This is a genomic window from Brevibacterium sp. K11IcPPYGO002, assembly GCF_050920635.1.
Taxonomy (GTDB): domain Bacteria; phylum Actinomycetota; class Actinomycetes; order Actinomycetales; family Brevibacteriaceae; genus Brevibacterium.
On sequence record NZ_CP131929.1, the window covers coordinates 2,847,337 to 2,866,573 of the forward strand.

Genomic DNA, 19,237 nt, shown 5'->3' on the forward strand with positions numbered 1-19,237 from the left:
CCGGGCATAGAGAAAGCCCCGAGGCGGATTACCTGGGGCGGTGTGGAGTTTGGGCGATTACGGTGCGATCGTGGGCGTGCTCGTCGGCGTCGTCGTGGTCTGTTGGGCGCGGCAGGGCCCGTCGACGGTGATGGTGGTGTCGTCGGTGAAGGTGAACAGCCAGTCGCCGCCTGCTGTGCAGGCGACGGATGCGACTCCGCGTCCGTTCTTTCCGGGACTGCCGGTGTCTCCTTTGTCGCCCTTCGGCCCGGGATCGCCTTTCTCGCCCTTCTCACCTTTGGCTCCGGGAGCACCGTCCTGTCCGGGCGCGCCGGCTTCGCCTTTCTGCCCTGTCGATCCGGGTTCACCAGCGGGACCTGGAACGCCGGTATCGCCCTGCTGCCCGACGGGTCCAGGAACATCTGAGTCTTCGCCGTCTTGGCCTGGTTTGCCGGCAGGGCCGGGGACGGTGGAGTCCTGGCCGGGTTCGCCTTTGGGTCCGCGGGGTCCGGGTGGGCCAGCGGGTCCGGGTTCGGCAGGCTTCACGCTCTTCTTCACCTGCTCGGCTTTCGTGCAGATGTCGCGGCCGTTGACCTTCACAGATCCCTCAGCACACGCCTGTGAGACTTGGTCGGCGAGGGCGTTTGCGTTCGTTGTAGCGTTGTCGGCTTCCTGTTGGGTGGAGGTGATTGTCCAGATCGTCCATACGGCGCACACGATCGCGGCGAGAAGGAAGAGTGTGTTGACCCAGCGGGGTGGGAATTCGCGGTCGCGGCGGTCATCGTGTCGGTTTCGCATCATGCACCTCCGTCGCGCTGTTGGAGGATGCGCAGCTGGTCTTCGAGGGCGATGCGCCGTGCTCGTTCTTGGTCGCGTTCTGATTCAGCTGCAATGCGTTTGGCTTTCTCGTCGGTGAGCGCGGTGCGCAGGTCTGCGTTGTCACGCTGTTCACGGTCGATATCTTCGCGCAGCTCGGCACGGCGTTCGGCGTTGAACTTGCGGTCGGAGAGGAAGAACCACGCCGCGACGGCGACGATGCCTCCTGGTCCGCCGTAGGTGGTGAGGAACGATGGGATATCCACTGCATGGTCCCTCCTGTCATCGGTGTGGCGATTCGGTTTCGAAGCTGGTCATGCGGGTGTGTGTTCGTTCATTCCTGGCCCGTAGTAGGCGAACCACGAGACGGGGGTTGCCGCCGAGGACGTGCGGAACATGTAGGCATCGAACCCTTGAGCAGTCACGTTGGCGACAGTCACCGACTCGACAATGTCTGGATTCGATGAGATCGGCGTCAGCACCACAATCGGGGTGCCGTCGAATTCCCACTTGAACGTGACATGCTTCGTCGTGACTGTGCCGTTTCCGCCAGGAATACCAACGCTTCCCGACTGGATGGACGAGTTCAGAGACCGCAGTGCCGGCGTGACCGGGGTGTCCGTGTCAGGGGTGCGGAACACGAACGCCATCGACTGCCGAAACGTGTACGAACCTGTAGCCAACCCGAAATACAAGGACGGGCGCCCGTTGCCAGACCTCCACACCGACATCGACTCGAGCTCGGCATAATTGCCGGGAGCCGCACCGGAGAACCCGACAGCAGCCGAGGACACGTCGAGAGCATCCACGGCGCCGGTGGCCCATTCGTACCGGAAGATCACCGGCGGGAACCCGCCAGTGCCACCTCGGGCGACATAGAGGTAGTCGTCGAGGCTCGTGTGCCCCTGGTAGGGCCCGTATTCGCCAATACTCATGCCCGGCAGTGACGCCAGCACTTCACCGTAGCCGAGCTTGAACTGGGAGAGCCGGCGCAGGTAGTAGTGTTCCATGCCGGCGGCGGAGCTGCGGATCGCGATCCGGTCAGCTTCCTCATCGATCGCGGCGAATGTTTGGTTCTCCCCATCAAGGCGGGTCATGGCCTGCACGAGCGGGTCGGACATGTGGATCGACTGGCCAGCCGACCACCGGACTCGGCAGAGTCCTTCGGTGGGTCCGCCGCCTTCGTTCTTGACCCACCATGTCCAGATGTACACGTCGTTGCCGTCGCGTTCGACGGCGATGGCTGACCCGTGGCCGCCACCGATGAACGTCATCGTCTCCATGACCGCGCCCGCCGGCGAGCACCGGTAGATGATCGTCGACTCCGTGGACGACCCGGTGATCACGCGAGGTTGCGCCACATAGTAGTCGCCGGTGCGGGAATCACGGTCAAACGATTGGAGCACCAGGTCGGAGGGGATGCGCAACTGGGTGGCGAACTGTGGGGCGACGGAGAAAATGTCGAGGTCCCCGTATGTGTCGAGGCGTTCGTTGACTTCGTCCAACGCGTGCTCGGCGGTGTCCTTAGCCGCTTCGGCGACGGTCTTCGCCTCACCCGCGAGGCCCAGAGCCTGCCGGGTGGCCGTGTACGTCTCCCGGGCGGGCACAACCCACCGGTCGCTGACCCCGTCGTCCATGAACAGTTGGTCGTAATTGTCGCTGGCCTGGAATGACCACCGGCCGATGTTGCCTGGCGAGGAATCCGAGACGACGACCCCGGACAGTGGGGTGCCGTCGAAGTCGTAGAGCTCCGTGACTCGGCTGCCACCATCCTGGGCGGTGTACACGCGCAGCTGCACACCACCGACGACGTTTCCTTCTGCGTCTGTGACGATGTCCGAGGGACCGCCACCGAAATGATTGAGCGCCATATCAGTTGTTCCAAGTCGAGGAGACCCACACGGAGTCACCGGAAGGGATTGTTGAGTTCGTGTGCCCGTCACACAGCCACACACCGCCACCGATCGTGATCCGGGCGATACCACCGGTGCGGGCGGCCCGCCACGGCGCCATGACCTGAACACCATCGATCGTGGCCGCGACTTCAGGCGGGAGATCCATGACCTTCTCGTCGTCGAAGTTGCCGCGGTCGTTGATGATGATGTCGTCACCGGTGCGCAGCACCCTGATGCGGATCTCGGTTGTCGAGGTGTTCCGCACTGCCCGGGCGTACTCGATCTCCCACCCGGTGTTGGCTGAGAATCCGTCGGTGTATTCCTGCCGTTCGTAGACGGTGAACCAGTCCGTGGGCAGGTCGCCGGTCTTGAGCCAGATCTTGCGTGATTCGCCCGAGACCACGAGAGACGAGACTGGCGCTTCTCCGTACTTCGAGTCCCGGTCGGCTTCGTCAATGGCTTTGAGGACGAGCCTGTCGTCGGCGGACATGACAAGTGCCATCATGTCGGCGGCCGCTGCGGGGGCGTCCGTGCCCGAGGGGTACGGGATCTTCGACAACGGGGTGTTCGGCATAAGTGGTCTCCATTTCGGGTACGAGAAAGGCACCCACGGTATGGGTGCTTCGAACGGTGGTGGTCTATTTGAACGTGATGCGCAGGTTTCCGCTGGCGAGCTTGTAGATCAGGTAGGACGAGTTCGACACGCCAGCACTGACACCGATGCCGCGCATGTCCCCTGCCGCGAGCTTCGCCGCCTGGGCCGCCGGGATCGTGGCGAGCTCAGATGACCCGAACCCAAGGCCGGGACCGTCCCACCTGCTCGACAGAGATGGTGTCGATCCGGGCGGAGAAGCCTCGTCGTGGAGACCGAACTTCGGCCGCACTTTCTTCGACGTTCCGTGATACTTCGATGTGCGGGCGACACGGATCTGCATCTTGTCGACCGTTTTCCCCTGGCAGGCATTCTTGATCCGGCCACCGTAGGTCCAGATCGACGTCCAGGCTTTCGGATACGCCGGCGACGCCCCCTGAGCGAACCGTTGACTGTCCTTTCGGCCCGACCTGTACCCCTGGCGGGCGGTCGGTTCGACGGTCACCGGGTCCGGTGTCGATGCCGTGGGCGGGTCGCCCGGGCCCGGCGCCGGGCCTTCGCCAGTCTGAACGTAGAGGGCACCATCTTTGACCCACACGGCCGACGCCTGCGCGTACCCTGCCGGGGCGGGAGTTCCGAACGAGAGGTCGATGGGTTCGGGAATATCGATCTGGACGGGACCACCGATCTTGTCCATGACCCGCCAACCGGCATTGTGGTTGAGGACGAGGACGACATCACCCTGAGCGCGTGGCGAGTAGGAAACGTTCGCGGCGACCCCGTTGATGATGCCCTCACCCCACTGCAGGTTGACGGTGCCGTCCTCCTGCACGGAATCGACGACCATGATCTGAAAAGGGTTGGCCTGTCGTTCGACTTCGGCGCGGACCAGGGCCGCGAGATCGGATTCTGCCTCACTCATCGAATGTTCCTTCCTCGCCTTCGCCGTAGTCGGTATCGGCGTCCATGCTGATCGTGGTCAGTCCCGTCGACGTGGTTGATCGTGTCTGCATGCTCATCGTCGACCCAGTCAGCGAGTAGGACACCGAGTCGACGATGTGGTTCTCCTCGTGACCGTCGGGCATCGTCACCGAGATCACGTCGTCGGGTTCGATCGCATAGTTGACGAGCGCCGACACCGACACGGTCTGCTTCAATCCCAGCCGTGGTGCCAGCAGTGAGAGTGCGGCCGCTTGGCATTGCGGGAACGTCGTCAGCAGCTTCGACGTGTAGAACAACGGCACCGCCCCGAACGGCCCCTTGTAGTAGGTCGGCGAGACCGGGTCGACATCAGATGCGACTGCCGGCCCGACAGGTGGCTGCCCGTTCTCAGACGCTCCTGAGGCTACGACCTGGTTGTACACTCCGTCGCGGGACAGTGTCTGCTGCGGTTCGACCAAGGCTCCCCCGGCGCCGGCGACCAGTTCCCACACGGGTTCGTTTTCCAGGGTCGGGACGGGGGCTGCGACGAAGGACCCGCGGGAGTCGCAGAACACGCGACCACCGAGGGACTTGGCAATGGAGGGGTCGCGGGAGCGGCCGTCGATCAAGCCCCACCGGTCGCGTTCCTCGACGAGCTGAGGTGTCAGTGACGACCCCAGCCGCCAGGACATGCTGACTTCGGGGAGGACTTCTTTGATGAGGGTGGTGGCCCAGTATTGACCGGTGCCGATCGGCAGGGTACGCGGTTGGTGGAACCGTTCGTCCTGCACCTGCGCCTCAAGGGAGAGCCCGTCCACCTGTGCCCGTCCGGGCCGGAGACCGGCCTGGGACACTTCTTCGACCCGGTACACACCGAGTGGCACGGTTTCGACGGTGTGGCGGTCGTAGTGCATGCGCATGAACACGCGAATCCGGGCACCGTATGGGGACAGTGCGCGACGGCCAATGTCTGCGCCGGAGACGATGAGGCCGCGGGCGGTCCACCGGACTTGTGAGGTGGAGGCGGCGGTGATGGACCCGTCATGCAAGGTCAGATCCAACCAGGTGTTTCCGCGGTCGGGTGACCATTGCACGACGGGCTCATACCGAGCCAGAGACAGCGACTGCAGCCACCGATCAGAGACAGGGAACACGGGTGCCTCCTTATGGTTCGAGCAGGTTGTTGTACGAGTCCACCGTGGCCGCGAGTTGGTCGTAGGTCGTCCAGTCACGTTCGACGGTGTTGTAGGACAGGCCAGGCACCCGCAACGGGCTGTCGGTGGTGTCGGGTCGGTCGATCTGGATGACGTCCCACTGGTAGCGGCGCCAGGGCCATCCGTCCCAGTGGACGTGTTCGAGGTCGAGTTTCCCGCGGATGAAGTAGAAGTCCGGCAAGCCTGCGCAGGCGGGGAACTGTGCGAGCACTGGGCCTTCGTCCAACAGGGCCATGAGGTGTTCTTCGACGTCCTTCTCACGCACGAGGGACCGCAACCGTGTGGTGAACCCTTCGAGGACGTCCCACGTTGCGGCGGGGCGGGGTGCTCCGGTGATGCTGGTCGTGTCGACGCGGCCGTCGTAGGACAGGTCTGGTGGTTCGACTTTCAGCAGCATGGCTTTGTCCGGGTCGGTGACGGGTTTCAACCATGCCCACCCGTCAGACAGTGCGGGAATGACTGCGCCCACGTATTCGGAAGGAGTCCCTTCGGTGCCGTCGAAGCGAATCGGAACAGCCCGCCACAGTGTGCCACCGCCGAGCGTGGCTTCGTGGTCGTAGGCGTGCGCGTACCCACCGGGCGCCCAAGCGGGATTCCCGGAGCGGACAACACTGCCGTCCTGCCGTTCAAACCGCACCTTCGCCACCGTTCCGGGCTTGCCGGGGATAAATGGTGTCGCCGGGGTGTACTCCTCGGACGTTCCATCACTGGCGTAGCGGTAGTGCTTGTCACCATTAGTTGGGGTATCGCCGTCGAAGTAGGACCCGTCGGTTCGCCCGAACTCAGCGGTCAACGCATCCATATAGATGTAGGTATTATTGACCGCTTGCTGCCCCCACACAGAGACCCGAAAGGACTTCGCCCCTGCTGGAGCAGTTCCGGTAACGACAGCACGGGAGAAGTTTGTTACACCGGCACCAGTGATAACCGCGCTATTGGAGCTCATATAGCCACTGTCGTTATACCAGTACAGCCTGAGGCCTATGTCCGTCCCGACAGGGGCGGACGCGTTCATGCCTATCGTAATGACATCACCTGGTACGACGCTGGCGACTACCTCCGACTCCGCGTGGAGCGAGCCGTCGACCCATCTCTGCTCCATTCCGCCGCTGAAAATATTCCCGACAGACCCAGACGGGAATGTGACACGCCGAATAATGTCAGCGGTCGACCAGAACGCCGCCGAGAGTAGGGCAGGGTCGGTAATGAGATTCTTCCGCAGAACCTTTTCCGGCTGTGCCAGGGTGTCTGGAACCGAGTCATCGAAATTAGCCCGCAGAAGCACCCCAGCATGCGCCGGATCCACAATCGCCGTGATCTTCCCATCCGGCGACACCACGGGATCCGTCTCCGGCGGCCACTGGAATCCCGGGTCAACAACAATCGGCATCAGTGAGCCCTCCCAGCACCAACAGCAACTTGGCCTATCTGCTTCTTCATATACGCATCCATCTGAGTGCCGTCCTTCATCACGAGTTGCAGTGGCACACCATCGAACGCTGTCGCGATCTGCTCCGGAGTCACCTGCATCCCCTTCACCGCCGACGCAATCGACGACGACATAACAGCCGCATCGAATGCAGGTGCAGTGTTCGGGATATAGGTGCGGTTCGCGGCCATGAACTTCATCGAATCCGCGGTCGACATGACCTGCTCGCCGCCCTGGAAGTTGACGAGCTCAGGGCCCTCCTCCCCCACCACAGCCAGACCACGCTTAGCGCGTTCCGTGCCGCCCTCATACCAGTTCGACCGCTGATGATGAGCACGAGCCGCAGCTGGGTTCCCGTACGTGGACTTGATGTAGTTCAGACCCCAACGAGCCTGACCCTCCACCGTGTCCTCAACCGGGCCATGCAGAGACGTCATCTTCTGGAACAGGCCACGGGCCGACGAGGACGGGTTGGCGGCGTTCGGATTCCACGAGGACTCCTTGTTCACCAACCAGTCAATGTCGCCCCAGTACTTGCCCCAACCCATCTGCTCCGCGATCTTGCGGACAGCAGCTTTCACCGCGGGGTCACCGGCAGACGAGCCGTTCACAGCAGTGGTTTTGCCGTACTCGGTGGCCTTACCGACCAGCCCCTCGGAAACCTGGGACATGATGCCCTTACCGAGCTGCCCCGCAATCCCATCAGGGAGTTGCTTAGCGTGCTTGGCGTAGATCTGCTGGGTCAGCTTCTCAGCCGCCTTAGCGTAGGAAGCCTCGAGGTCGGAACCGGCAGTGACGCCGGCCCGATCCAGGAACGGGTGAGACATTGCCCCACCCATACCCGGCAAACCACCAGCCACAGCATCCGACAAGGCCTGCCTTGCGGCGATATGGACGTGGTTGAAGTGCTGGGCTCGGACCGCACCGCCGTAGGTGTAGTTCTGACCGTTCTTGATCTGCTTGCCGTTCGCGGGCGAATAGATCAGTTCGGCAAGGTTCGCACCGTACTTGTTGCGCCAGAAGTTGAAAATGTCCATCGACGGTGACACGTCGATCGCCATACCCCTGGAGTGATACGAAGCGTTACCCGACACCGTGCGGGAACCACCACGGTAAGCGGATGTGAGGCGAGCATTCGGGAACTGGTCCCTCGTGATCGCCCACAGGTTCCGCCACACACCAGCATCCGCGAACGCGTTCACGCCCGGAATGCGCGGGATGACTCCACCGTCCGCGAAAGCCATACCGCGAAGCATGTGCGTCACAGTGTCACTGTCACCGCGGCGGGCTGCTGCGTTGAGTGCGTGAACACCCTGCTCGCCGCCGATCATCCGCACCGTTTCCGGGCGAATGATGCCCTCGCCACCGGACAGCCACAGGTCGCCAGCAGACGGGGAACGGAAGTGATGCACGTCCCGGCCGGGTGTATACCCAGGCATGACACCACCGTCGGCGTACTTCAACGCGGCCGGCGCCGAGAGCTCCACACCCACTTCACCGAACGCCTTGTTCACCGAAGTAGTGAACGCGGCGAGGACACTGATGAGGTCGTTCATCCGACCGCCCAGTTCGGGGCGAGCGGCGGCCATTTGCGCGTCGATGCCGTCCCGGACGCCCTCCATGTTCGTGTTGGAGGTGGACAGCAGTGATTCGAACCCGCGCTTGTTCAACCCTTTCAGGCTGGCTAGGCGGGTGTCGTAATCCCCGTACATGCCCGCCATGGTGGTGTCGGTGTTCTTGCGCATGTCCGAGAACTTTGTGCCCGTCGTCGACTTCAACGACTCGAAATCGGTGGACGACTTCGACAGCATCTGCGACTGCTTGTCGATGAGCATGAGGCGCATGAGCTCCTGCTGCTCAGTCGACACCGACAGTTGCCCAGCCTGCTTGGCCGCAACGGTGGCCCGCATCGCCTCCTGCTGGGTCTGGGTGTCCAACAGCATCGCCGCGTTCTGCGCCTGAGTTCCCAGGAGCATTTCAGCCTGAGTCTCCTGCATGCTGCGAAGCATTGCCGCCCAGCCCTCAGACACCTCTGAACGCATCTGCTCCATGGCTTCCAAGGTGGACGCCGCGATGCCTTGCATCGTCAGACCCGTCTGATCACCGCTGCTCCCGACATTAAGCGTGTTGCCCGCACTCATGTTCAGGGTGCCCCCGGACGCCATGGGCATTGTTCCAGGCATGCGTTGCATCGCTTCCGCAAGGATCTTCCACGACCGTTCCGACCCGTCGAGAGGAATAAACGCCTCGTCAACGTCCATGCGGTCGCCGACCAAGCGCCACGTGTTCGGCGGAACCATCTGAGCAATATCGGAGAGAACGCCACCCGAGGCCATAGGCATCAGGTCAATGCCTCCCCTTGCGCGAGCAGCCGGCGCATTGCCGTAACGATCACGCGAGTAGGTGGCGTCGCCCTGATTCTTTCGAATATAGGTTTCCTCGACCTTGATGAACGTTCTGACGGTTTTGCCGTCGAGCTTCTCGAGCTCCTTCTTCAGGTCGATAGCCTGCTTCTGGGCCGCATCAGACATCCACGTTTTGATGTCAACGTCCTTCGGGATGCCCATGACTTCCTTCGCCATGTCTTCGGCCTTCTTGCCGGTGATCCCGAACTGTCCGGCAGCATCAATCAGGTCGTCATACGTGCGCTGAAGCTGGTCCTGAACGGTTTTCTGGTCTGCTCCGTTTTGCACCATCGAATCGGCGGCACGCATTCCAGCATCAGCGATTGCATCGAACGCTTCCTGGTTGGCGCGGCCCTTCTCCGTGGTGATGTCGAGGCTGGTGCCGTTTTCCTTGATCGACTCGTTTACGCCGTCGATCGCGGACTCGTACTGACGCATGGACTCGCGTTCATCAAGAGTCGCGAGGCCCAGCGCAAGCAAGCCGTCGAGCATGTCCTGCAAGCCCTGAGCGGCAGAATCAGCCGCGTCACCAACACCACCCACAGCCCCGGCCGCACCTTCAGCGGTATTGCCAAGCCCCTCCGTCGCGATCTTCGCAAGAGTGGCGTTGTCAGTGTTCATGCCCAACGCATTAGCAGTATCAATCAACTGATCCTTGTATGCAGGCATCAAGTCGATAAGGTTGGCAATCGACTCTTTGGAGCCGTCCGTCTCAGCGACCATCTGATTGAACGCCGCAGACGCAGACTCGGTGTCCATCGTCGCGATCTGTTCGCCCAGCTGCTCGAACCGCGCTCGCGCCTCTTCGGTGGATGAGGTCATATCGACCATGCCGAGAGTCAGAACACGAGCAGTGTCCGTCACAACATCACCGAGGACACCCCAGGCATTCGGATTGATGACCTCTTGCACGGCGTGCCCGAATTCGCCCAACTCATCGGTCGGGGCCACAATGTCGGTGAACGCCTGGTTGAGAGTCGCAGAGTCAATCTTGCTCTGGGCGATCTGACCTGACAGGCGTTGCAAAGCGTCGGCGGTTTCATCCGTCGCTTCAACGGCAGAGTTGCCCCACTCAGAGAGCGGTTCAGCGGCAAGAGCGACAGCAGTAAGACCCAGCGCGGCACCCTTGGCTACAGACTTAATTCGACCCAAATTGCGGCCCATCTTGCCGACGGCGCCAGTTGAACCGGCCATGGCCGTCTTCAGTGCTTTGAACGCGGTGACGGTTTCGGCGATTCTGGGCACGAGGATGAGTGCGGCGCCGCCTGCAAGTGCCGCAGTGCCAGCAATTGCCCCGAGTGCTCCCGACACCTTGAGTACAGGTTCTGGCAGGTCCCCGAATGCGGTGGCGAGTTTCGCGGCGCCGTCAGCCAGTTCAGCGACGGCGGGCAGGAACGTGCCACCAATCGTGATGGCGGTGTCCTTCAGGGAGTTTCCGGCGATCTTGATCTTCGACTCAGCGGTTTCGTACCGTTTCGCTGCTTCTTCGGCCAGGGCAGTGCCCTTTTCGTACTCGTCGTTGCCCTGCTTGAGTGCGTCTGTGAGCACGTCGGATGCGCCGGCGAGGCGGAGCAGTGCATCGGATTCGCGGATACCGGTGATGCCGAGGTCGGAGAGTGTGTTGTTGACGTTCTCGCCTGATGCGTCTGCTTCTCCGAGGCCGGTCACGAACGTGGCCAATGCCGACGATGCGTCCTGCTCCCACGCTTGAGCGAACTGCTCGGATGACATGCCGGAGATTCGGGCGAACTCGTCGAGGCCGTCCCCGCCTTCACCGACGGCCTTGGTGATCTTCTTCATGACCAGGGACATGGCTGTGCCACCGGCTTCAGCTTCAATGCCGACCGATGACAGTGCGGTGGCGAGCCCGAATACTTCACCTTCCGTGAGGCCGGACTGTTTGCCGACTGCAGCGATGCGCATCGACATGGACACGATTTCGGACTCGGTGGTGGCGAAGTTGTTGCCGAGGCCGACGATGGAGGCGCCCATCTTGCCGAAGTCCTTCTGGCTGGTGCCCATGATGTTTGCCAGACGTGCCAGAGAGGTTGCGGCTTCTTCGGCGGAGATGTTCGTGGACTCGCCCATGTCGATCATCGTTTTCGTGAACGACACGACGTTGTCGGTCTTGATGCCCAACTGGCCGGCGGCCTCAGCAACAGCGGCGATCTCCTCGTGGGTGGCGGGGAGAGTCTTGGCCAGGTCGCGCAGGCCGTCCTCGACCTTGGCGAGCTGCTTCGGGGTGCCGTCAACGGTTTTGAGCACACCCGTCCACGCGGACTCCCATGACATTGCCGCCTTCGTGGCCAGCCCGAGAGAACCAACCACGACACCGCCGAACGTGGCCATAGCCGTGCCGGCAGTCGTCATCTCGCCCTGATACTTGCCGATCGCGGCCATGGCTTTACCGGCACCAGTGGAGGACTTATCCCACGCGGTTTCAGTCTTCTGCGCCGCGTCCACAGCGGACTTGCCCGCCGCGGCCATCTCGGCCTTGAAGGCATCAACCTTCGCCGCCAGGACCACTCTGACCGAACGCGACTCAACCATGACAGTGGCCTCCTATATACTTTTGGGACTACAGGGGAGATTTAAGGAAGGTGGCCAGAATGAGGCCTGCCATTGGACAGATAGCTGTATTGCTTGTCCTGCTGATCGTGATTGCCGCGGTCATCGCTGGCATCGTTTTCGGCATTGTGAAACTCGTGAAGTACATGCGCCGGCGTGAAGCTGATCGACGTGAAATGCTGGGCCTCATGCGTGAACAGAATCGGCGCCAGTAGTCACTCGTCAGCCACGACGTATGTCTTCTCGCCCTTTTCGGGTTCCCGATCGAGACCGCGATGCTCTTCGAGCTCCGCGCAGGCAACACAGTTAATGCGGTGCACTTCGTAATCAGTGGGCCGCTCGCCTGTCGTGCGTGACATTGGCTGACCGCACCCATTGCACAGATCTGCTTCATACAGGGTGAGCGCCAGGGCTAACGCCCTATCCCTGTTTGACCACTTCTTTCCTGGCTTACGCTCCCCGCGCAGCACAGTCACGGGAATCCCCCATGATCGTGCTGTGCGAGTCTGCGTCAATGCGTTTAGCCCTCGGCCCTCGGCCCAGGCTTCTGCGATTTTGGGACGAACGAACCCGGATCAGTGCTCGTGAGGTCGTAGAACGCGCCGTACAGCTTGTTCATCTGCGGCTGCCCCAACTTCTCGGACATGATGCGCATCTGCTCCGGCGTGAACGCCCGCGCACCCGTGTCGGTGACGATCGCGTGAGAGAGAACGTGCAGACCTGCTTCACGGGCCAAGACAGCGTTCGACGCATTCGATGCGGCACGCCTCACGGCTTCCTTGATTTCCTTACCGTCGCCGACTTCGGCGCGGCGGCATTCGTCGCGAGCGTAACTGGCGGCATCCTTTGCGGCCTGATCAGCGAGTTCGGACGCGGCCTTGCGTGCTTCCTTGGTGATGCGCTCGACTTCATCCTGCTCTAGAGCTTGGACTGTGAAGTCAACTGCGGACTCCTCGAGCTCGGCCTGCAGGCGGTCACGTTTCTCGATCAGCTCAGTTTTCTCGGCGCCCGCGGACAAGGTCTGCTCTTCGCCTTCGTTCTGGCTCTCGAGCAGTTCGAGGTCTTCCTCGATGCTGGACAGTTCGCCAGCGAGATCGGCGGCCTTGAAGATCGTCACTGTCTTCTGGGCGGTGCGGATGCCTGCAATGAAGTCATCGGGATTAAAGTCGGACATTTTTCTATTCCTCCATGTGAAAGTTGTGGGGTCTCCATGTGGGGTGGGCCAGTGGCCCGGCCATGGAGGAACCGGGCCACTGGGGTCTTGAGGTGAGGTCAGCCGCCTACCGCTTCAGCAACGACGCCATGCAGCTCCATCTCCTGGAACGCCGCTGTCACCTTGCGCTTTACGTATCCGGTGCGGTCGACGTGCTGTGGGTTGTCAGCGATGCCATGGAAGTACTCATAGGGGTCGCCGGAAGCCCACGCCTCCTTCGATGTCTTCGAGGTTTCCCGCTGGACGATGTACACCTGGGTGCCCTTTGCCTTCACAGCCTCGTAGGCCTTTCCGGCTTCAGATTCGAGGTCCAGCTGGTGCTGATCGTCGTATTCGAGGAACAGCGTGAACTCGATGGTGCCGTTGCTGGCACCCCAAGTGGAGGCGTTTCCCTCCTGGCACAGGGCCTTCTCGTCGACGGATTCGGAGGTGGCGGCGCCGACGTTGTAGTCGGAGGTGAGGATCGCGCACGATGCCTCGATGCCGGCCTCGAGCTCGGTGAGGGTGATTGCCTTCGGGTCGGCCGGGGCGGTGGGGAGGATGGTGACCTTCGTCTTGCCATCCGCGAGTGGGGTGGGCATAGTTACTTGCCTTCCTTTCGGGTGACGGCCTCAACGACTGAGGCCACTTCAGGGGTGGTTGTCGGGGTGGGGCGTGCGCGGTCCTGTCGTTTCTGGACAGGGGTGGGCGAGAGGGTGTCGGGGAAGATGCGGAAGTGGGATTCGGGCACCTTGTACGGGAGTTTCTCCCCGGTGCGTTTGTCGTAGGCGTGCTTGAAGTGGTCGAAAGTTTCGGCCATAGCGACTCCGTTTCTGGGCATAAGAAAAGCCCCGGAGTGCTCCGAGGCTTAGATTTGGGTCAACTGTTTGGTTAGGGCTGCTGGAACTCGAACGACAACGGCAGGTAGTACCGTGGCGGGCTCACCTGGATGTCGTGCTGGATCGGGACATGCGGTTCAACGTGTCGGTACTCTCCCCCGCCAGGTGATGCCATTCGGTTGAGTTTCCGAATGACTTCCTGAGAGACGTTTCGGACCGTGCCGACTGTTGCGCCCGCGACGGTGACGGTGAGCGCCCCAGCAGTCTCCTGGGCGGAGTAGTCGAGGGGCTGTTCGTAGTGCTCCCGGAGGGGTTGCGTCCATACGGCCAGATACGGCTTGATGATGCCGCCTGCACTGGTGGGCACGGATTCGGGAACTATGCCGTCATACACGCCAACGCCGACAGTTTTGAGTCGGTCGAGCGTCCAGGTGGTGATGGTGATGATGTCAGTCAGGGAAGATCGCCTCCCCCGCCAGCTTGGACATGGCCTGCTCGAACCCGGTCACGTTCCGGTTGAACGCCGGCGACATGTACGGTTGCGGGGCCATTCGACTCGTGCCTAGCTCGACGTGCTGGCCGTAATTCGCGGTCGGCCCGATCTCCGCGAACATTTCGTCACCCTGGTTGTAGGTGTCGTAACCGATGGAGGCGCGGAGGTTGCCGGTATCCACAGGAACGTAGGTTTTCGCGTCCCTCGTGATGTCAGCAGCCGACTTTCCGATCACCTGGGCTGCTTTGTCGTGGGCTCGTTGCCCGGCCTTGGAAATGTCTAGACCAAGGTTCTTCCACTCTTGGATTCCGTCCATCAAGCCGCCCTCACTTCCTGCCCGTTCAAGTCCTGGCACAGGTAGTCGCGTGTCCAGTTCGTGGTCCCCGATTCGGCCACGAGCACTTGGAACTCTCGCCCGTTCAAGTCCGGGTCGTCGGGGTTGTCGAGCACCTTGATAGTGGTTCCGTAGTGGAGCCATTTCGCGGCGATCGGCACCGAGATTCGGTGGGTGGCAATGACTTCGAGACCGTCGGCGACCAGGACTGGTCGGGACGATTGTGTGAGGAACTGCACCGAGCACGGCGCGGACTCCCAGACGGGCATGACTTCCGGTTCTCGTGGTTCGGGCCAGTCAGGAATACCGCCGAGCGTGTACGCGGTGCATTCGCCGGTGAGGAACCCGTACGCGGTGGGACGGTGATGCTCAGACCACCCCGGGGGGATGACCTTGAGGCGGCCGCGGGCGATGCGAGTCATAACCGCATCTCCTCACCCTCTTGTGAGCCGGGACCGTCGAGGTTGAAGGCCATGAAGAACGGTTCATCGTCCTCAGCGTCTTCTTCCTCCTTGGCCCGGGCCCGGAGTGCTGCCGCGTGTTTACGGAGCGCATCCGCGACAGCCGGCCCGTCAGCGGCGCGATCCTGCGTAGTGATCTTCTTCGACAGGAGTGCTTCGTTCGACGCGATCGCGTCGAGGGCGTCCGCAGCCGCCCGCAACACTGAGTCACGGGCAATGGTGAGGAAACCTTTGATCTGATCGTTGTCGAAGTCGGGGTCATCCGCGTTGGTATCACCGATCAACAGGCGCACTTTTTGCGCCGGTTCGTTGTAATCGACCATTACAACTCCTTGGTTGTGCCGTTCCCCGCCCCGCTGGATGGTGGTCACAGTGGGGCGGGGCCCGTGCTCAGATGGGGTCAGCCCTGGGTCGACCCGGTGGAGGCGTAGGCGACAAGCGCCTTGCCGTCGGCATCCTGGAGACCCTTGGCGGAACCGTCGATGTGGCGGCCGCGGAAGTCGATCGTGTCGTCGAGGTAGGAGCCCTCTTCGAACGGGATCTCGCCGCCGCCGACCCGGTTGCCCTGGTCACGCTTTGTACGAATGTCCACGTTCTCGTGACCATTGAGCGCCACGTGGATGACCGCCGGGTGGGTGGACCCCTTACCAGCGAGGAGATACCAGGTGGTGGCCCGGTTCGCAGACTTGTCGAGTTCGACGAGCTTGCGGGACACGACAACTTGCACGAGACCGGTGAACGGGTTCTGCATGCGGGTCTTCGTCTTCTTGTTCCCGTCAGTGACTTCGAGTTCGAGTTCAGCGGCACCAACAATGCGCTGAGCCTCCAACTGCAGGGTCGGGGGTACGACGAGGACGAGACCGGTGGTGTCGACGAGGTCGCCACGCCAGTCTTCCTTCAGCGCGAAAGCGTTGATCGCGTCCTGCAGGTTCTGAGGCGACAGGGGCTTCGTGTCCTTGCTGGCGAAGAAGTCGTCACGGGGCCCGTTCTCGTTCACGAACAGGCCGAACACGTTCTTGTTCGACGTTTCGACCGCACCGTTGCCGATCCGGCGGGGGAAGTCGGCCATGTCGGTGAAGTCACCGGACAGTGCGAGCTCCCACGTGTATCCGAAGCGGCGACCGAACTTCTTCACCCGGTATTCGACTTCGAGTTCGTCGAGAGTGTCAGCCTTGTACTCTTCACCCTCGGCGACTTCTTCGAATTCGGTGTTGCCGAACAGGTCGCGCAGCTTCTTCGGTCGGAAGTCCGGCACCTTGCGTTCAAGGGCGAACGGTTCGTACTCCTTGACCGCGTCCTTCTGGGCCTGGATGGCTTCGACTTCGAACCCCTTCGACAGGAGGATCGGGAAGTCGCTGGTGGACATGGCCTCACGGAACTGGGCAAGCCCGAGGTTGGTGCCCTTCTGGGCTTCGTTGAACAGCTTGGCGGCGCTGAGCACCTTCTGCTTCATGTTGGGGGCTGTGCGGAATTCCGCCTCAGCCAGCAGATCAAGTTCCATTGTTATCTCCTAAGTGGGGATGCGTCAGGTCTGGGGTCAGCCTGCGGCGGGGGCGGGCGGGACGGCACCGAACGGTGCGACTTCGGCGGGGCCGGTGCCGGTGGCCTTGGCCTGGTTCGCAACACCCCAGGGGGTGTCGTTCGCGGTTGCAGTGAGACCACTTCCGCCGAGGTAGACGACCTGCCCTTCGATGAGGGCGCCGGTGACGTCGATCTCCCAGGAACCGTCGAGCCAAACGGTGACTCGGTCGCCCTGTTCGGCGTCGATGAGGGCGACACCCCGGTAGGCGCCGATCGCGACAGCCTGACCGGACTTGTAGGCCTTGTCGGCGGTGAGGGCGATGTGCTTGTTCTCGGGGTACTTCTGGTTCTTCGCCATGTCAGGCTCCCTTCAGGGCTGTGAGTTCGTCGTACGACGGCAGCTCGGATTCGGTGGCAGTGGTGTCGGTGGTGACGGGTCGGGACTCTCCCAGACCACGAACCTGACCGGTACCGGCTGTCTTGGTTTTGTAGTCCTCGGCGAACGTCCGGGCCTCCTTGATCAGGTCGTCCCCCGTGGTGTCGGATTCGGCGAGTCGGTCGATGAGCAGGTCCTTGACCATGCCGGGGTCGACTCCGTCGAATGCTTCCTCGACGATGGTTGCGACTTCGGCACGGCGGACTTCCTTCGCCTTCTCGGCTTCGGCGGCTTCGATCTTCTTCCGGGCTTCGGCGAGGTCGGTTTCGAGCTGTTCAACCCGTCCGGCCTTGTCGGTGAGAGCCTTGTGGTCGGCTTCACTGATTTCCATGGTGTTCTTCTCCTTGGAATCGGATTCTTGTGTTTCCTTCCCGGACGGGGCCGGGTTGGTCTGTTTGGGCACGAACGTGGTCGTGGGGACGACTTCTGTCGCTGTGCCGGTGAGGGTGACGTTCACGCCGTCGATGGTGTACGCCTGTTCAAGCGTCGTGTTCGAGTCGTCGGTGTCCAGGTCGAACCACACGTGGGCCTCGTCGTAGTCGCGTAGCCACACCCACGTGTTCTCCGCACCGTGCTCGTTCTTGATGGCGTCCTGAAGCAGGCGGCGGATCTCTTCGGCGGTGGCCTCGTTGAACCGAGCTGATTCGAGGAGCTCGAGCACCTTCCCACCGCGGCCAGCCTTGGTGACGAAGTCGACGCTTCGGGCTTCCGTGAGTTTGGTGACGACGCGCTGCCCGCTTGACTCACTGACTTCGCCGGACGCTCGAATGCTCACACCTATGTCTTCCGCCATCTCGGCGATGATGGGTTTCCAGTGAGAGAAGATCTTTGCCTCCGCGACGAGCCCACCGACATCGTCGTCCCAGTGGGCGTCTTCGGTGAGGACTCCGACGAGGTCGCGGAGCGAGCCTTCTGGTCGTTCCCAGTCCTGTGCCTCGGTCGCGTGGTCGAGGTACATGTGCAGTCCTTGACCGAAGACCTTGTCGCGGCCCGCGGCTTCGATGGTTTCTTTCGGGTAGACGCCGCTCGACCCCGTGCCGGGGGTGATGATGCCGATCTTGGCCCGTCCTCCCGCCTTCGGGGTGAGGGTTGCGGTCTCCTTGAGGAGTGTCATTGATTCGCCTTCCTGCGGAGGTCTGCGAGTGGAGCAGCTTGATAGGAGGGCCGCCAGTCGGGGTTGTCGACGCGGCGAGCCATGTCGGACAAGCTGATCTGCCCGTCCTGGAGCATCCGGTACCGGTCAGGGCCGAGAGCGGCAACAGCGTCGTGAGGGTTAGTCGCTATCCAGTCCGAGGCTGAGGGGATGATGTCGGGTGGTTCTTCGATGTCGAATCCGAGGTCGCGCCACGACTTTGTTTTGGGGATGAACGTGCAGCGGCCGTTCTGATGATCGAACGGGCCCTCCGTATCGGGCGGGTATTCAGTGCCGTGCTTCGCAATGCACGATGGGCAAGTGCGAGACGAGAGTTCCGCATGCCACACGACCGCGGTCACGGTCGGATTGGCGATGTTCTGTGCCCTGTTCGCAGCCCGGTGAGCATCCAACTGTTCAGTGCGGGCGATACGGAGAGCTCGTGTGAGTCCCCCATTGAAACCCGAGCGTGTTCGCTTCAGCATCTCCCTGGCGGCTTTGTCCGGGTGCCAGCCGCTGGGGACTGCACGGATGAGCGCCGACTTCATGGCGTCGACGGCTTCGTCTGAGAGCGGCAGGGATGAGGCGTGGATCTGGCCGAGGGACCGTTCGATGATCTGCTCAAGGGCCGGCTGGTCGACACGCGTGAACGACGGGAGCAGCTTCGAATCAACGGGCGGCATCTGGGATGCCGCAACACCGGTGGTGAGGTCCGCTGTGCGTTCAACGACTTCGCGCACACTGTCCTCGAGTAGTGGCCCGAGCTCGGCGGCGAGTTCACGCAGTTTCGTCGCGGTCATCGCCAACGCTCGTTGAGTGCGTGCCAGGTTCGTGATCTGCGTCGGGGTGAGCGGTTCGCCTGCCGCTTTCTTCGCGAGGATGATGGCGATCGTGTCCTGCCATTCCTGGGCGACTTCCTGCCATGCTTGCGCCCACCGTGCGGTGAGTGCGCGGGTGGAGGCGTCAACATAGTCGTCGACCATGGCCCTGATTTCGGCGGCCCGGCGTAA

20 protein-coding genes are annotated in these 19,237 nt (G+C 62.2%); 1 reads left to right on the forward strand and 19 read right to left on the reverse strand.

What is annotated here, in order from left to right; all coding sequences use genetic code 11:
- Window positions 1-57: 57 nt before the first annotated feature.
- From QYM46_RS12935 to QYM46_RS12970, 8 genes are all read right to left on the reverse strand, one after another.
- Window positions 58-780: a hypothetical protein gene (locus QYM46_RS12935; protein ID WP_432789232.1), complete on the reverse strand. Its 723-nt coding sequence runs from the start codon at window positions 778-780 to the stop codon at window positions 58-60.
- Window positions 777-1,061: a hypothetical protein gene (locus QYM46_RS12940; RefSeq protein WP_025780251.1), complete on the reverse strand. Its 285-nt coding sequence runs from the start codon at window positions 1,059-1,061 to the stop codon at window positions 777-779. The genes QYM46_RS12935 and QYM46_RS12940 overlap by 4 nt, the downstream gene beginning before the upstream one ends.
- 48 nt (window positions 1,062-1,109) lie before the next feature.
- Window positions 1,110-2,666 (reverse strand): hypothetical protein, encoded by a 1,557-nt coding sequence (locus QYM46_RS12945; RefSeq protein WP_432789233.1) that lies wholly within the window; start codon window positions 2,664-2,666, stop codon window positions 1,110-1,112.
- Between the two features lies 1 nt (window position 2,667).
- Window positions 2,668-3,264: a hypothetical protein gene (locus QYM46_RS12950; RefSeq protein WP_432789234.1), complete on the reverse strand. Its 597-nt coding sequence runs from the start codon at window positions 3,262-3,264 to the stop codon at window positions 2,668-2,670.
- Window positions 3,265-3,328: 64 nt separating this feature from the next.
- Window positions 3,329-4,204, reverse strand: a complete 876-nt coding sequence (locus QYM46_RS12955; RefSeq protein WP_432789235.1) for a hypothetical protein — start codon at window positions 4,202-4,204, stop codon at window positions 3,329-3,331.
- Window positions 4,197-5,357, reverse strand: coding sequence for a DUF5047 domain-containing protein (locus tag QYM46_RS12960; RefSeq protein ID WP_432789236.1), 1,161 nt, complete (start codon window positions 5,355-5,357; stop codon window positions 4,197-4,199). Before QYM46_RS12960 ends, QYM46_RS12955 begins: the two co-directional genes overlap by 8 nt.
- Window positions 5,358-5,367: 10 nt before the next feature.
- Complete coding sequence (locus tag QYM46_RS12965) at window positions 5,368-6,219, reverse strand: hypothetical protein (protein ID WP_432789237.1); 852 nt, start codon at window positions 6,217-6,219, stop codon at window positions 5,368-5,370.
- A 587-nt stretch (window positions 6,220-6,806) separates the two neighbouring features.
- Window positions 6,807-11,801 (reverse strand): phage tail tape measure protein, encoded by a 4,995-nt coding sequence (locus tag QYM46_RS12970; protein ID WP_432789238.1) that lies wholly within the window; start codon window positions 11,799-11,801, stop codon window positions 6,807-6,809.
- Window positions 11,802-11,860: 59 nt separating this feature from the next.
- On the opposite strand from QYM46_RS12970, the gene QYM46_RS12975 reads away from it, so the two are divergent.
- Window positions 11,861-12,034 (forward strand): hypothetical protein, encoded by a 174-nt coding sequence (locus QYM46_RS12975; protein ID WP_432789239.1) that lies wholly within the window; start codon window positions 11,861-11,863, stop codon window positions 12,032-12,034.
- 305 nt (window positions 12,035-12,339) lie between these two features.
- On the opposite strand, the gene QYM46_RS12980 is transcribed toward QYM46_RS12975, so the two are convergent.
- The 11 genes from QYM46_RS12980 to QYM46_RS13030 form a co-directional block, all read right to left on the reverse strand.
- On the reverse strand, window positions 12,340-12,936 hold the full coding sequence (locus tag QYM46_RS12980) for a hypothetical protein (RefSeq protein ID WP_432789240.1): 597 nt from the start codon (window positions 12,934-12,936) through the stop codon (window positions 12,340-12,342).
- Between the two features lie 155 nt (window positions 12,937-13,091).
- A complete protein-coding gene (locus tag QYM46_RS12985) occupies window positions 13,092-13,613 on the reverse strand; it encodes a hypothetical protein (protein WP_432789241.1) in 522 nt (173 codons plus the stop codon).
- A 2-nt stretch (window positions 13,614-13,615) separates the two neighbouring features.
- Window positions 13,616-13,831 carry a hypothetical protein gene (locus tag QYM46_RS12990; protein WP_432789242.1) on the reverse strand — a complete coding sequence of 72 codons (216 nt, stop codon included), beginning with the start codon at window positions 13,829-13,831 and terminating at the stop codon, window positions 13,616-13,618.
- A 71-nt stretch (window positions 13,832-13,902) separates the two neighbouring features.
- On the reverse strand, window positions 13,903-14,244 hold the full coding sequence (locus QYM46_RS12995) for a hypothetical protein (protein WP_432789243.1): 342 nt from the start codon (window positions 14,242-14,244) through the stop codon (window positions 13,903-13,905).
- Window positions 14,245-14,299: 55 nt separating this feature from the next.
- A complete protein-coding gene (locus tag QYM46_RS13000) occupies window positions 14,300-14,659 on the reverse strand; it encodes an HK97-gp10 family putative phage morphogenesis protein (RefSeq protein WP_432789244.1) in 360 nt (119 codons plus the stop codon).
- Complete coding sequence (locus QYM46_RS13005) at window positions 14,659-15,099, reverse strand: DUF6093 family protein (protein ID WP_432789245.1); 441 nt, start codon at window positions 15,097-15,099, stop codon at window positions 14,659-14,661. Before QYM46_RS13005 ends, QYM46_RS13000 begins: the two co-directional genes overlap by 1 nt.
- Window positions 15,096-15,461 carry a hypothetical protein gene (locus QYM46_RS13010; RefSeq protein ID WP_432789246.1) on the reverse strand — a complete coding sequence of 122 codons (366 nt, stop codon included), beginning with the start codon at window positions 15,459-15,461 and terminating at the stop codon, window positions 15,096-15,098. The genes QYM46_RS13005 and QYM46_RS13010 overlap by 4 nt, the downstream gene beginning before the upstream one ends.
- Before the next feature lie 77 nt (window positions 15,462-15,538).
- Window positions 15,539-16,639: a hypothetical protein gene (locus QYM46_RS13015; RefSeq protein WP_432789247.1), complete on the reverse strand. Its 1,101-nt coding sequence runs from the start codon at window positions 16,637-16,639 to the stop codon at window positions 15,539-15,541.
- Between the two features lie 36 nt (window positions 16,640-16,675).
- Window positions 16,676-17,017 carry a DUF2190 family protein gene (locus QYM46_RS13020; RefSeq protein ID WP_432789248.1) on the reverse strand — a complete coding sequence of 114 codons (342 nt, stop codon included), beginning with the start codon at window positions 17,015-17,017 and terminating at the stop codon, window positions 16,676-16,678.
- 1 nt (window position 17,018) lies between these two features.
- The gene (locus tag QYM46_RS13025; protein ID WP_432789249.1) at window positions 17,019-18,209 is read right to left on the reverse strand and encodes a hypothetical protein; all 1,191 of its coding nucleotides are present in this window, start codon (window positions 18,207-18,209) and stop codon (window positions 17,019-17,021) included.
- On the reverse strand, window positions 18,206-19,210 hold the full coding sequence (locus tag QYM46_RS13030) for a phage minor head protein (protein WP_432789250.1): 1,005 nt from the start codon (window positions 19,208-19,210) through the stop codon (window positions 18,206-18,208). Before QYM46_RS13030 ends, QYM46_RS13025 begins: the two co-directional genes overlap by 4 nt.
- Between the last annotated feature and the right edge of the window lie 27 nt (window positions 19,211-19,237).